This window comes from Nonomuraea sp. GTA35, from assembly GCF_041950525.1.
Classification (GTDB): domain Bacteria; phylum Actinomycetota; class Actinomycetes; order Streptosporangiales; family Streptosporangiaceae; genus Nonomuraea.
This window is the reverse complement of the sequence record NZ_JBGNUV010000006.1, coordinates 554,774-568,250: the sequence shown is the minus strand read 5'-3', so window position 1 is coordinate 568,250 and position 13,477 is coordinate 554,774. Positions and strand designations below refer to the sequence as shown.

Genomic DNA, 13,477 nt, shown 5'->3' with positions numbered 1-13,477 from the left:
GCTCAAATTTGTCGTAGAAAGGCCAAAGGGCCCGGCAGAAGCCGAGCCCTTTGGGTGAAGCATGTGAACGATGACTAGGTCGTCGTTCTGTCCAGCAGCGAGAACTACGGGATCAGCTTGCCGGACCACGAGGCCGAAGCGGCCTTGTAGATCGCGGCGGTCTCACCGTCGAAGTACGGCGAGGTGATCGTGTCGTAGCGCTTGTTGCTGTCGGTGTCGGCGATGAGGCTGGTGACACCGTTGACGTAGCCGAGACGCTTGCTGTTGCTGTACTTGTACAGCCACGGCGCACCGTCGTAACCGGCGGTCACGGTGCACTTGAACGACATCTGCTCCTCGACCTTCTTGGACGGGATGCGCAGAACGTTCTTGGCCGTCTTGCCGTAGCACCACTTCGGCGTGACACCGGTGAACGGCTTGTTGCCGTCCAGGTGCGGGCCGAAGGGGTAGCCGAAGGTGCGGACGTACTTGCCGGTGGGCTGGTTCCAGGCGAAGCCCTGGCCACCGACGTTGTCACCGAGGCGGCCGACGCTCTTGACGGCGTGCTCGACGACGTAGTAGTCCTCGACCCAGTACTCGATCTGCGAGGTGGACTTGATCCACTTCTTCACGTAGTACTGCGTCTTGAACCAAGCGGTCTCGGTGCCGTTCGCGTCCTTGGTGACGCGGAGGGAGCCGAGGAACTTGCCGTCGCCCTTCTCGGCAACGAGCTTCTTGTACTCCTCCTGGGAGATCGAGATCTCCTTGGAGAGGCGCTCGAACTTGTTGCCGTTGTCCAGGCCGGCGGGGGCGTTCTTGTAGACCGACTCCGTCACCTCGACGCCAACCAGCTTCACGCCGTTGACGCCCTTGGAGATGTAGTCCTCGATCTTCGCCGCAGCGTCGGACGGCTTGGCAACCGACTCGACCTTGGGGTCAGCAGCGGCCGACTTGTACGGACCAGCCTCGCCGTACTTCTCGTAACCCGCCGCGAACTCCTCAGCGGTGATCGGGGTCTCCTTGACGTACCCCTTGCCGCCCTTGGCGATGTGCGCCGCGTACTCGCTCGGGGTGACCTTCGTGGACTTGTTGGCGACGCCGCCGATGCCGTCGTAGACGGTCACGAAGGCGTAGTCGCGGTCGAAGTCCTCGTAGACGTCGAAGTCGTAGTGGGTGAAGGCCTGCTTACCCACGTAGATGCCCCAAGGAGCCTTGCCCTGGTAGTAGCCCGGCACGAAGACCCAGCGGGAAACGACCTCGTCGTTGGCGGCGATGTCGTAGACGCAGTGACCGGCCGTGGCGACCAGGTTGCGGTACTGCGACTGGATCGAGGTGCCCGAGCACCAGTAGAGCGAGCCGTCACGGTACTCGAAGAAAACCTTACCGATGGTCTTCGGCAGGTTCACGTTCTGAACCTTGGCGGTGCTCTTCTTCTCCTCGCCGATGGGAGCGGTGGAGCCCGGCTTGGTGTCCGCGCTGTAGCCGCCACCGGAGGAGATCTTCTCAACCTCGAGAGCGTCGGGGTTGAACGCCACGGCCTTCTTCAGCGCCGCGTTGTCCGACTTGGTCCAGAAGTCAATGACCTCGGCAGCCTGCGCCGCGGTCTTGGCCAGGTCGTCCTTGGCGACGGTGTCGTCAGCCTGGGCGGTGCCGGCGAGGCCGGCGGCCAGCAGACCAGTGGCCAGAATGGCGCCACCGGCCGGGAGGAGGATGCGCTTCAAGGTAACTCCTTGCGCTGTCGTGGAACGCCTCTTGCGTCCCATGCGTCAGTAAAGGGATAGCCAGGAACATACAGTGTCGATCTTGAGATCCGGTAGCCGCTTTGGTCGGAAAAGATGGGACAAGGCGGCCGTGATCGTTCTGTGATGTTTAAGTGGCTGATGCGCAGGAGCTGAGGAAAGCCAGCCTCTTTACCGTTTGCCCAGATCAACATAAGGAAGTTGTCAGTGGGGCTCGCGGGGCTGAGGCGCCCTCCCGGTTCCGGTCGATCAGGCGATGTGACACAGATCACATCGACTTGATGGCACCGTCTGGACGTCCCATGCGTCCAAACGCCTTCACGTTCGGCGGAAAAGCGGAAGGGCCCGGCAGGATGCCGGGCCCTTCACTGGCAACGGTTACACGAACGGTTCAAGCCCGGTCGCTATCCGTTACTTCAGACGATCTTGCCGGACCACGAGGCCGCGGCGGCCTTGTAGACGGTGTTCGTCTCGCCGTCAAAGTACGGCGACGAGATGTAGTCCACGCGGCCGTTGCCGTCCTGGTCGTTGAAGGTGCTGGTGACACCGTTCACGTAGCCGAGACGCTTGCTGTTGCTGTACTTGTACAGCCACGGGCCACCGTCGGCACCCTCGGTCATGGCGCACTTGAGGGCGACGTGCTCCTCGATCTTCTTGGCAGCCGAACCCACCAGCTTCTTCGTGGTGGTGCCGTAGCACCACTTCGGAGTCACGCCGGTGTAGTTCTTGTTGCCGTCGGGGTGAGGAGCGGCCGGGTAGCCGAACACGCGCACGGGCTTGCCGGTCGGCTGGTTCCAGGCGAAGCCCTGGCCACCGACGTTGTCGCCGAGACGGCCCGCGTCCTTGCCGGCGATGTCGACCACGTAGTAGTCCTCGACCCAGTACTTGATCTGAGCGGTGGACTTGATCCACTTCTTGATGTAGTACTGCGTCTTGAACCAGGCGATCTCGTTCTTGTTGGCGTCAAGCTGGGCGCGAACCTCGCCCATGAACTTGCCGTCGCCCTTGGCGGCCTTCAGCTCGTCGTACTTCTCCTTGCTGATGGGCACCTCGGTGCTCAGGCGCTCGAACTTGGCGCCGTTGTCGAAGCCCGTGGGAGCCGCGGTGTACTGCGACTTGTAGACCTCGGCACCGACGAGCTGGACACCCTTGGTGGGGCCCTCGCCCTTGATGTAGGCGTCGACGTTGCCGGCGGTCACGTCGGAAGGCTTCGCAACCGTCTCGACCTTCGGGTCGGCGGCCTTCGACTTGAAGGGGCCGTCCTCGCCGTACTTGTCGTAGCCGGCCTCGAACTCTTCCTTCGTGATCGGCGTTTCCTTGACGAAGCCGACGCCGCCCTTGGCCACGTGCGACTTGTACTCGCTCGGCGTGACCTTGGTGGTCTTGCCGGAGACGTGAACGCCGTTGTACACGGTCACGAACGCGTAGTCGCGGTCGTAGTCCTCGTAGACGTCGAAGTCGTAGTGGGTGAAGGCCTGCTTACCCACGTAGATGCCCCAGGGGGACTTGCCCTGGTAGTAACCGGGGACGAAGACCCACTTGGACATGACGTCCGTGTTGGCGGCCGTGTCGTACACGCAGTGACCGGCCGTGGCGACCAGGTTGCGGTACTGCGACTGGATCGAAGTGGCGGAGCACCACTTCTTCTCGCCCTTGCTGTTGACGAAGAAGACCTTGCCGATGGTCTTCGGCATGTTGACGTTCTGGACCTTCGTGGAGGCCTTCTTCTCCTGACCGATCGGCGCGGTCGAGCCCGGCTTGGTGTCCGAGCTGTAGCCGCCCTTGCTCTGCAGCTTGGCGACGTCGGCCTTGTCCCAGACGTTCGACTCGGTAGCGGCCTTGAGGGCGGCACCGTTGTTCTCCGCCCAGAACTGGGCGATGGCCTTGGCGTTGGCCGCGCTCGTCGCCATCGCGTCCTTGGCGACGGTGTCGTCGGCCTGGGCGGTGCCGGCGAGGCCGGCGGCCAGGAGACCGGTGGCCAGGAGGGCGCCACCGGCGGGGATGAGGATGCGCTTCAAGGGAACTGCTCCTTGCTCTGTCGTGGGTCGCAACTTGCGTCCCATGCGTCAGTAAAGGGATAGCAAGGAACATAGCGTGGTGATCTCCGCAGGTGAAACCCGCTTTGGGGGATTCGGTATGGCCCCCGTGCGGCGTGACCTTTCCGTGACCTGTCAGAGACATTTGCGCGTTGTGATCGTCAAGTCACGTTTTCGCAGGGTATGGAGGGGTTGTTGCTGCTGGTACGAAAGTGCCGTTAGGGGGATGCGACTGACTGTAGTTGGTTGAATGTGACTCAGATCACAGGAACCAGATGGGAACCGGCTCCGTCTAAATTGCCCCGTTTCTCACAGGAGATCTTCAGAATCGGGTCCGAGAGCCGTGCTCGCCGGGGTTCTGGCGGTGTTGCCGGCGCATCAGAACGGCCCGCCGACGCATCGTCGACGGGCCGTGAGGCAGGGGTCGGATCAGGCTCCCTTGGGTCTGACCGTTTCGCCCAGGAGGGCTTGGATGCTGGTGAGCACCGCTGTGTCCTTGAGGGGGGACGGGAGGTGGGTGGTGCGGGGGGAGCCTGGCGGATGGCTGCGGATGAGGTCGAGCTCCGCCGGGCCGATCCTGCCCACGCGGGCCGGTACGTGGTCGCCGAGGTCGCCGGGGTCGGCGGGATCGCCTGGGTCGTCGGTGTGCAGCGCCAGGGTCAGGCGCTGCCAGGTGCCGTCCGCCAGCCAGCGGCGGTGGCGCTTGTAGAGGGTGACCCAGCAGCCGTACCGCTCGGGCAGGTAGCGCCATCGGACGCCGGTGCGGGCCTGGTAGAGGAGGCCGTTGATCACGGTGCGGTCGTCGGTCGTCCGGCCGCCGTGGACGCCGATCTGGGGCAGGAGGGTGGCGACCCGGTCCCATTCGGCGTCTGTCAGATCATCGCGACGCATGCGCCCATCGTGACAAGGCAAATACGGTCTGTCAGTTGAACAAAGAAAGATCTTCATGCCGACAGGTGTGACGGCTGTGTGTGCGTCACTTCGGGGTGGGGGATGTGTGCGGCGCCTTGTTTCGGTCACGCCCCATCCGATGACCGTCCCAGCGTGAGACGCGAGCCGTGTGTCGGGCCGGGAGCGGCTGAGGGGCTCTCGGCGCCGCGGCGTGGTGGGGATCGAAGGAGGGCGGAGCCTCTGGGAGGCGCTGTCTGGAGCTGTGCCGGCGCGAAGCGCCCTCCGGCGGAAGGCCGTGCGTGGTCCCCGTACGAACCCCCGGAAACAGCAAGCGAGGGCCTCGGATGCCCGAGGCCCTCGCTTTCCCCTGGTAGGGCTTACTTGTACAGCTCGCCGTTCGGGCCCACGATCTTGCCGGACCACACGTTCTTGGCCGCGTTGTACACCGAGGCAGTCTCACCGTCGAAGTACGGCGAGGTGATGTAGTCGATCCGGTCGTTGCCGTCCTGGTCGGCGAACGTGCTGGTGACGCCGTTGACGTAGCCGAGACGCTTGGCGTTGCTGTAGTTCAGCAGCCACGGACCGCCGTCGTAGCCGGGGGTCACGGCGCACTTGAGGCCGATGTGCTCCTCGATCTTGAGCCAGGAGGCCCCGACCGTCTTGGCGGTGGTGTTGCCGTAGCAGTGCTTCGGCGTCACGCCGCTGTACGGCTTGTTGCCGTCGGGGTGCGGGGCTGCCGGGTAGCCGAAGGCGCGCACGGGCTTGCCGGTGGGCTGGTTCCAGGCGAAGCCCTGGCCGCCGACGTTGTCGCCGAGGCGGCCCGCGTCCTTGGACAGCAGGATGTAGTAGCGGCCGCCCCAGGCCCGCTTCGGGCCGGTGAAGCGCTCGAAGTCCTTGCGGTCCACCTGCTTGACGCCGTTCGAGGTGATGCCGTTGTAGACGGTGACGAACGCGTAGTCGCGGTCGTAGTCCTCGTAGGTGTCGAAGTCGTAGTGGGTGAAGGCCTGCTTGCCCACGTAGATGCCCCAAGGAGCCTTGCCCTGGTAGTAGCCGGGGACGAAGACCCACTTGTCCATCGTGGAGCTGTTGCTGTCGGTGTCGTAGACGCAGTGGCCGGCCGTGGCGACCAGGTTGCGGTAGTTCGACTGGATGGAGGTGCCCGAGCACCAGCGGAACTTGCCCTGGCCGTCGACGAAGAAGACCTTGCCGACGGTCTTGGGGAGGTTGACGTTCTGGGCCCTGCCGGTCGACTTCGACTCGCCGGTCGGCGCCGTGGTGCCGGGGCTGCCGTCAGGGCTGTAACCGCCCTTGGAGACGACCTTCCGAACCTCGTTCGAGTCCCACGTGTACTGGGTCGCGGACCGGAGCGCGGCGCCGTTCGAGGCCAGCCAGAAGGAGGCGACGGAGACGGCGGCGGAGTTGTTGCGGGCCATCGGGTCGTTGGCGACGTCGCCGTCGGCCTGCGCCGTACCGGACAGGCCGGCGGCCAGCAGACCGGTGGCCAGGATGGCACCGCCGGCGGGGAGAAGGATTCGCTTCAAGGTAACTCCAGGTTGCGCTGACATGAGGCGCCTCATGCACCTCCATTACTCAGCAAACGGACAGCCCGGAACCTATCGGTTTGACTTGGTCCGTGTGAATTGCAGGTAGATCCTGTCAGCGTTCCAAAGGCGCGCCGTGACCGTACCGAGACAAAGAAGCCGCTGATCACCCGCCGTGATCATGTGGTTGCTATGACTTAGGTCACATTTGAGAGCGTGGTGAGCCCAGCGGCGCGTCGGTAGACCTCTCCGGTGGTGGTGTCGAAGTACGGAGCCGACACCGAGTCGTAGCGGCCCTTGGCGTCCCTGTTCCAGGTCAGGCTGTTGACGCCGGCCAGGCTGCCGAGCCTGCGGTTGTCGTCGTAGGCGAGCAACCAGGGGCCGCCGCTGGCGCCCGGGCTGAAGTCGCACGGCATCAGCTCGACGCCCTTCTGCAGGTCGCGGCCGGGGGCGACGGTGAAGCGGGTGCTGCCGGGCAGGCACTTCTGCAGCGTCTTGCCGTCGTACGGGTGCGACCCGTCGGGCTGCTGGCCCGCCGGGTAGCCGAACGCGGTCACGGCGTACGTGCCGGGCTTCTTGTTCAGCTCCAGCCCTAGCCCGCCCACGTTGTCCTGGAGCCGGCCGATGTCCCGCATGATGTACGCGCCGTCCTTGGGGACCCAGGCGAAGCCGCGGTGCACGGTCACGAACGCGTAGTCGTAGTCGTAGTCGCCCTTGCCCGACCAGTCCTCGTGCAGGCTGATCGAGGCGCCCACGTAGATGCCGTCGGGCGCGTTGCCGTTCGGCTCGGGGTTCGGGACGAAGATCCAGTAGTCGGCGGGCTTGGCCGTGCGCGAGTCGTACGCGCAGTGCCCGGCGGTGGCCACCACGCTGCGGTTCTTGGCCGCGACCGCGGCGGCGGAGCACCAGTACTCCTTGTCCCCGAACCGGAAGAAGACCTTGCCGATGGTGTTGGCGGCCGTGCCCGTGCGCGGCAGCGCCGGCGCGACGGCGGCCGCGGCGGTCGTCCGCTTCACGGTGGCGGCCGCGGCGGCGCCCGACGAGGCCGCCGAGGCGGCGGAGCCGGAGCCGGGCGTGGCAGGGGTGGACAGGTCGGTCTTCTGCAGGCGGTCGGGCCTCCAGTAGTCGGCGACCCGCTTCACGTCCGCGAGCGTCTTGGCCAGCGGGACGGCGTACACCTTGCTGGGGGCCACGGAGGTGGCCGCAGTGGTGGTCACAGCGGCGGTCACAGCGGCGGACGCGGCGTGGGCGGCGATCCCCGTGAAGGCAGGCACGATCAGCAGCGCGCTGCTGAGGGCAGCGGCCACGAAGTGCCTGGCTCGGGGGATCATGAAATGCCTTTCTTGGGGTCGTAAGGGTGGATTTTTCCAGATGTACAGACGGTATTGCAGCTCGGATAGAGATTCGTTACCTGATCAAGAGTGCATCGTGAACCATAAGGACACCGTCAACCGAACGCCCCCGATACGTGTAAATGATCATTAGGCCGGTCATGTCTCCGCAGGTCGGAGGCCGGTTCGTCGACCATCCGCGCGTACGTAATTGGCGCCCATTCGCGGTCGCATTCGCACGCTCCAAGTGGCGTACGCCACGTCGGCAAGTGGTCCCATTCCGGCGAAGGGATGGCCCCGGCTCCCAGGGGGAACCGGGGCCCGGGGTGCCGTCGATCAGCGCCAGTTGCCGGTCCAGCGGTTGGCGGCGGCCTTGTAGACCTTGTAGGTGTCGGTGTTGAAGTACGGCGACGAGATGTGGTCGTAGCGGTCGTTGCCGTCGGTGTCCCACGCGACGCTGTTGACGCCGACCAGGTAGCCGGTCCGCGACGCGCTCTTGTAGTTGTAGATGAACGGCCCGCCGCTCGCGCCGGCGGTGAAGGAGCACTTGAAGCCGGTGTGCTCCTGCAGGTTGTACTTCTTGGCCTCGGGCATCGCCTTGGTCTTGCCGTAGCAGTACTTCATCGTGCGGCCGGTGAACGGCTTGTCGCCGTCGGGGTGCTCACCGGCGGGGTAGCCGAACGAGAACACGTTCAGCTTGGTGCTCCGGTTCCAGGTGAAGCCCTGGCCGCCGACGTTGTCGCCGAGGCGGCCGACGTTCTTCACGGTCCACTTCCACTGACCGTTGACCTTCTCCCAGTTGACCTTGATGCCGTTGAAGACGTTGACGAACGCGTAGTCGAAGTCGTAGTCCTCCTTCACGACGAAGTCGTCGTGCGCGTTGAACGTCTTGGCGGCGTAGATGCCGTAGGGAGCCTTCCCGTTCCAGACCTTGTCGCCGTCCCAGTACGACGGGATGAAGATCCAGTTGTCGTAGAAGGTGTTCTTCTTGGTGTCGTACACGCAGTGGGCGGAGGTCGCCACGAGGTTGCGGTACTTGCCCTGCACCGAACTGGCCGAGCAGTAGCGCCAGTTCTTCGGGTTGCGGGGGTCGGCCTTGGGCAGCGTGAAGAAGACGCGGCCGACCGTGTTCGGCAGGTTGACGTGCTTGCTCTTCGTGGACCTCGCCTTCTCGGCGCCGATCGGCGGAACGGAGCCGGCCGGGCCGTCGGGGGCGTCGTTGCTGCCCTTGACGCCCTTGGAGGACAGGTCGAGGCCGTCGTCGTGGTCGGTGGCCAGCTTGACGCGGTCCGGCGTCCAGAACTGGATCGCCTGCTCCGCGGGGGTCGCCGAGTTCTTGGAGACGACGTCCGAGGGTGCGGTCGTCGCGTTGGCCGCGCCGCCGCTGACCATTCCCGCCGCCAGCCCGATGGCCACGAGGCCGGCGAGGGGGATCGCGATGCGCCTTGCTCGGGAATACATGGAGCTCCTCTCAGCTTTCGGCGGCCCAGAGCGGGGTACTGCGCCCCGGATGGGCCAGGAAAACGATCGGAACGTTAATGAACGGCTCGATCCGGCGGCCAGTAAACGACGCGAAAAAGCATGGGCCGGTTCCGTTCCGTTATAGAAATAGCGAGTGCGCATGTATTCGGAATTGGCATTTCCGCAGGTCGAGACGTGGTTTTAATTTCTCTGGTCACATCGGTAACGTCCATTATCAAACGCCACTCCTTATCAACCGAGCGATGTTCTGGTTAGCTGGGGTCATGGACCCTCGCACCCCCTGTCTCATTGGCATCGCCCAGCGCACGATTCGCGAGCAGCCCGGCCCTGAGCCGCTCGATCTCTGGGAGGCCGTGGCGCGCGAGGCCGCCGGCGACGCGCGGCTGCCCGTCGAGCGGCTCGACTCGATCCAGATCGTCTGGACCGACTCCTGGCACTACGACTCGCCCGTCGGCCGCCTCGCCGAGCGCCTCGGGGCCGCGCCGCGCCACCAGGTCTACTCCAAGGTCGGCGGTACGGCCCCGCAGCTGCTCATCGGTGCCGCGGCGGCCGCGATCGCCGCGGGCGAGCTGGACTCGGCCCTGGTGGCCGGTGCCGAGGCGCTCGCCACGCGCAGGGCGTACAGGAAGGCGGGCGAGCACGTGCCGTGGAGCCACCCCGCCGACCCCAAGCCCCCGTACGGCTGGGAGCGGCCGCCGCACCCGTCGGCGCTCGCGCACGGGCTGTTCCTGCCGGTGCACACCTATCCGATCATGGAGACCGCGCGGCGGGCGGCGGCCGGGCTCACGATCGAGGAGGAGATGCGCGAGCGGGCCCGCATCATGGCGCCGATGACCGAGGTCGCCGCCGCGAACCCGTACGCCTGGCGCAGGGCCGCCCGCACCCCCGACGAGCTCGCCGGCGGCCGCTTCGTCGGCTGGCCCTACACCACCGACACGGTGGCCGTGCTGGAGGTCGACCAGGCGGCGGCCGTCATCCTGGCCGGCTCGGGGCTGGCCGACCGGCTGGGGGTGCCGCAGGATCGGCGGGTCTACCTGCGGGGATGGGCGTACGCGGAGGACACCTGGGAAGTGGCGACGCGGCCCGCGCTCGGCTCCTCTCCCGCCGTCGCCCACGCCGCCGAGGCCGCCTTCGAGCGGGCCGGGCTCGGCCTGGACGACATGAACGCGCTGGACCTGTACAGCTGCTTCGCGATCGCGCTGCGGCAGGCGTGCGACGCCATCGGGCTGGACCCGCTGGACCCGCGCGGGCTCACCGTGACGGGCGGGCTGCCGTACGCGGGCGGGCCGGCCAGCGACTACGTGCTGCACTCGACGGCGACGATGGCGGGGCTGCTGCGGGCGCAGTCGGGGCACGGGCTGGTGAGCGGGGTGGGGATGCATCTGACGAAACACACGTACGCGGTGTGGTCGAGCGAGCCGGGCGGGCGGCTGGGGGATGTCGCGCCGGTGCATGTCGCCAAGGAGGTTCCGCTGGTGGGCTCGTACGAAGGGGTGGGGGTGGTGGCGGGGTACACGGTGGCGCACGGGCGTGACGGTGAGGCCGAGAAGGGGTTCCTGGTCGTGGACGTGCCTGGGGGCAGGGCCTATGCGGTGGTGGCGGAGAGGGGGCTGCTGGGGGAGGCGGAGGGGCGGGAGCTGGTGGGGGAGGAGGTGCGGGTGTCCAGCGATGGGAAGCTCAATGTGGCCGTGTGGTGACGCAAAGCAAGAGCAAAGTTCGTGATCGGATGACTACGATCTGGAGTTGACATTTTTATGTCACGCGCGGACGCTGGAGTCATGCGGAGGACTACGGTGCGCATCGACGAGGTGCTCCTCAACGAGGCGAAGGCGTACGCGGCGAAGAACGGACGCAGTCTCAACTCGGTCATGGAGGACGCCTTGCGACAACTGCTCAACCGATCCACGGAGGCGGCCGAACGGCCCCGCGTGGAGCTGGTCACCACCGACGCGCGGCTCAAGCCGGGCATCGAGCTCACACCGGAGTTCATCTACGCCCTCATGGAGCAGGAAGACATCGAGACCTTCTCCAAGGTGCAGGCCGATGCTGCTCAATGACATCAACGTCCTGGTCAATGCCTTTCGCTCGCAGGCGCCCCATCACATCGCGTGCTACAAGCTGGTCGATGAGATGGTCAACGGTGACGCCGCCTATGCGGTCTCCGACCACGTCGTCAACGGTCTCATCAGGGTTCTCAGCGTCGAGGCCATCCACGAGAACCCGCCTTCCATGGAGCAGATCCTCGCCTTCGCCGACCAGGTGCGCAACCAGCCGCACGCCATCGTCGTCGCCCCTGGCGAGCGCCACTGGGAGATCTTCACAAGGTTGTGCAGGGAGACGAACGCGCGAAGAAAGCTCATCCCCGACGCCTACCTCGCCGCACTCGCCATCGAGCACGGTTGTGAATTCGTGACCTGCGACAAGGATTTCGCCAGGTTCCAGGGCTTGCGCTGGCGGTCCCCGCTCAATTGAACTGGTTGGTAAGGGCGCAAGCCGGCACTACTCGGCTAGGAACGTCGTGGCTGACCAGTTCGACGTCATCGAGGCAGGCGAGCGCGGCCGTCGCCGGTGGATCGGGCTGGTGGTGGTTCTGGCGCTCCTGCTGATCCCCGTTGTCGGCCTGCTCGCCAGCCGGGACCCCGAGCCCGAGCCCGAGGCCGCTCCGGCGAGCCGGACGCCCGGGCCCATCAGGTCCCTGACCACGCTCGACAACGCGCCCAACATTCTCAACGTGCCGGCCAGGAAAAAGGGCGACGACGAGGTCATCCAGGTGGTGTTCCCGCACGGTGCGCGGGCCGAGGTGCGTTATCCGGGTGAGCTGGGGCTCGCCGCGATGGGGTCGCGGCCGTTCCGGGCGGGCTGGATCGACGGGACGTTCCGGCAGTTCGTCGCGCCCTACGGTGGCGAGGTCGAGATCACACGGGGTGGCCGGCCGCTCAGGAACTACGCCTCCAACGTGACCCTCTGGCCGCGCCAGGCCGGCAGCGGCCAGTACGGGCAGGTGCTGCTGTTCGCGTTCGGGCCGTGGCGGCTGGCGATGTACGACCGGGGGCAGGGGCTGACGTTCGAGCAGCGGATGACCGTGGCCGAGAGCCTGAAGGGGCGGGTGACCAAGGACGGGTACCTGGTGTTGACCGCCAGGGGCGGGGTGCGGCTGGCGGAGCCGGGCGAGCACGTGCAGGGGGAGCCGGTCGGGCCGCAGCTGTGGTTCGGGGGCGGGGCGGGACAGATGGTCGCGCTCGTGCCTACGCCTGACTGCGAGCAGCAGGTCAGGACGCCTGGGGCGATCGAAAGGCCGGGGCGGCGGGCCGAGATGGTGTGCCGGGGTGACGTGCTGGTCGCCGCCACCGGGCCGGCGCCGTTCCGGACGAAGGCGATCTCCGGCATCCGGGTCACGATGAAGTAGTGAGGCCTGGGAGCGTGGCGGGGGGCCGGGGCCAGGGGAGCGGGCTGAAGTAAGGTGCGGCCATGTTCGCCGTAACCGCCACACAGACCGATCCCGACAACCCGCTCGCCGGCCTGACGCTGGGCGAGCACCCGGAGCCGAAGCTGCCGGACGGGTGGACGACCGTCTCCGTACGGGCGGCCGCGCTCAACCACCACGACCTGTGGACGCTCAAGGGCGTGGGCATCAGGCAGGACCGGCTGCCGATCGTGCTCGGCTGCGACGCCGCCGGCGTGGACGAGGACGGTAACGAGGTCATCGTGCACGCCGTGATCGGCACCGGGGCCGACGAGACGCTCGATCCCAAGCGCACGCTGCTGTCCGAGGTGTACGACGGCACGTTCGCCGAGCGTGTGGCCGTGCCGCGCCGCAACCTGGTGCCCAAGCCCGCCGGGCTGAGCTTCGAGCACGCCGCCTGCCTGCCGACGGCCTGGCTGACGGCGTACCGCATGTTGTTCGACAAGGCGGGGCTGCAGCCGGGCTCCACCGTGCTCGTGCAGGGGGCGGGCGGGGGCGTCGCGACCGCGCTGATCGCGCTCGGCCGGGCCGCCGGGTACCGGGTGTGGGCCACCAGCCGTTCAGGGGAGAAGCGGGAGCGGGCCAGGGAGCTCGGCGCCGACCAGGTGTTCGAGCCCGGTGCGCGGCTGCCCGAGCGGGTGGACGCGGTCATGGAGACGGTCGGGCAGGCCACCTGGGAGCATTCGCTCAAGTCGCTCAGGCCCGGTGGTCGCATCGTCGTCTCCGGCGCCACCAGCGGCGCGGTTCCGCCGGCCGATCTGAACCGGGTCTTCTTCCTGCAGCTGTCCGTGATCGGCACGACGATGGGGACGCGGGAGCAGCTGGGGCGGCTGGCGGTGTTCCTGGAGCAGACCGGGCTGCGGCCCGTGGTCGATCGGGTGTTGCCGATGGCCGAGGCGCGGGACGGGTTCGCCGCCATGGACGCCGGGGAGATCTTCGGAAAGATCGTCTTTACGGGCTGAATAAGTGAAGGGTTACTTCTGACCCTCCTGGGTGATACAAGAGGAATGGGGTT

General features: G+C 66.7%; 11 protein-coding genes. 5 read left to right on the top strand and 6 right to left on the bottom strand.

Going from position 1 to position 13,477, the window contains the following annotated elements; genetic code table 11:
* Positions 1-104: 104 nt before the first annotated feature.
* From ACBJ32_RS29235 to ACBJ32_RS29210, 6 genes are all read right to left on the bottom strand, one after another.
* Positions 105-1,700: a trypsin-like serine peptidase gene (locus ACBJ32_RS29235; RefSeq protein ID WP_375129405.1), complete on the bottom strand. Its 1,596-nt coding sequence runs from the start codon at positions 1,698-1,700 to the stop codon at positions 105-107.
* A 434-nt stretch (positions 1,701-2,134) separates the two neighbouring features.
* On the bottom strand, positions 2,135-3,736 hold the full coding sequence (locus ACBJ32_RS29230) for a trypsin-like serine peptidase (RefSeq protein WP_375129404.1): 1,602 nt from the start codon (positions 3,734-3,736) through the stop codon (positions 2,135-2,137).
* 447 nt (positions 3,737-4,183) lie between these two features.
* Positions 4,184-4,645 carry a transposase gene (locus ACBJ32_RS29225; protein WP_375129403.1) on the bottom strand — a complete coding sequence of 154 codons (462 nt, stop codon included), beginning with the start codon at positions 4,643-4,645 and terminating at the stop codon, positions 4,184-4,186.
* A gap of 377 nt (positions 4,646-5,022) precedes the next feature.
* A complete protein-coding gene (locus tag ACBJ32_RS29220) occupies positions 5,023-6,186 on the bottom strand; it encodes a hypothetical protein (RefSeq protein ID WP_357871785.1) in 1,164 nt (387 codons plus the stop codon).
* Between the two features lie 197 nt (positions 6,187-6,383).
* Positions 6,384-7,517 carry a trypsin-like serine peptidase gene (locus ACBJ32_RS29215; protein ID WP_375129402.1) on the bottom strand — a complete coding sequence of 378 codons (1,134 nt, stop codon included), beginning with the start codon at positions 7,515-7,517 and terminating at the stop codon, positions 6,384-6,386.
* 336 nt (positions 7,518-7,853) lie between these two features.
* Positions 7,854-8,978 carry a trypsin-like serine peptidase gene (locus ACBJ32_RS29210; RefSeq protein ID WP_375129401.1) on the bottom strand — a complete coding sequence of 375 codons (1,125 nt, stop codon included), beginning with the start codon at positions 8,976-8,978 and terminating at the stop codon, positions 7,854-7,856.
* 284 nt (positions 8,979-9,262) lie between these two features.
* Here ACBJ32_RS29210 and ACBJ32_RS29205 point away from each other — a divergent pair, with 284 nt between their 5' ends.
* From ACBJ32_RS29205 to ACBJ32_RS29185, 5 genes are all read left to right on the top strand, one after another.
* Complete coding sequence (locus ACBJ32_RS29205; RefSeq protein ID WP_375129400.1) at positions 9,263-10,696, top strand: acetyl-CoA synthetase; 1,434 nt, start codon at positions 9,263-9,265, stop codon at positions 10,694-10,696.
* A 96-nt stretch (positions 10,697-10,792) separates the two neighbouring features.
* Complete coding sequence (locus tag ACBJ32_RS29200; protein WP_375129399.1) at positions 10,793-11,056, top strand: hypothetical protein; 264 nt, start codon at positions 10,793-10,795, stop codon at positions 11,054-11,056.
* A complete protein-coding gene (locus tag ACBJ32_RS29195; protein WP_375129398.1) occupies positions 11,043-11,471 on the top strand; it encodes a type II toxin-antitoxin system VapC family toxin in 429 nt (142 codons plus the stop codon). The genes ACBJ32_RS29200 and ACBJ32_RS29195 overlap by 14 nt, the downstream gene beginning before the upstream one ends.
* 46 nt (positions 11,472-11,517) lie before the next feature.
* On the top strand, positions 11,518-12,405 hold the full coding sequence (locus ACBJ32_RS29190; RefSeq protein WP_375129397.1) for a hypothetical protein: 888 nt from the start codon (positions 11,518-11,520) through the stop codon (positions 12,403-12,405).
* 62 nt (positions 12,406-12,467) lie between these two features.
* The gene (locus tag ACBJ32_RS29185; protein ID WP_375129396.1) at positions 12,468-13,424 is read left to right on the top strand and encodes a zinc-binding dehydrogenase; all 957 of its coding nucleotides are present in this window, start codon (positions 12,468-12,470) and stop codon (positions 13,422-13,424) included.
* Positions 13,425-13,477 lie beyond the last annotated feature (53 nt).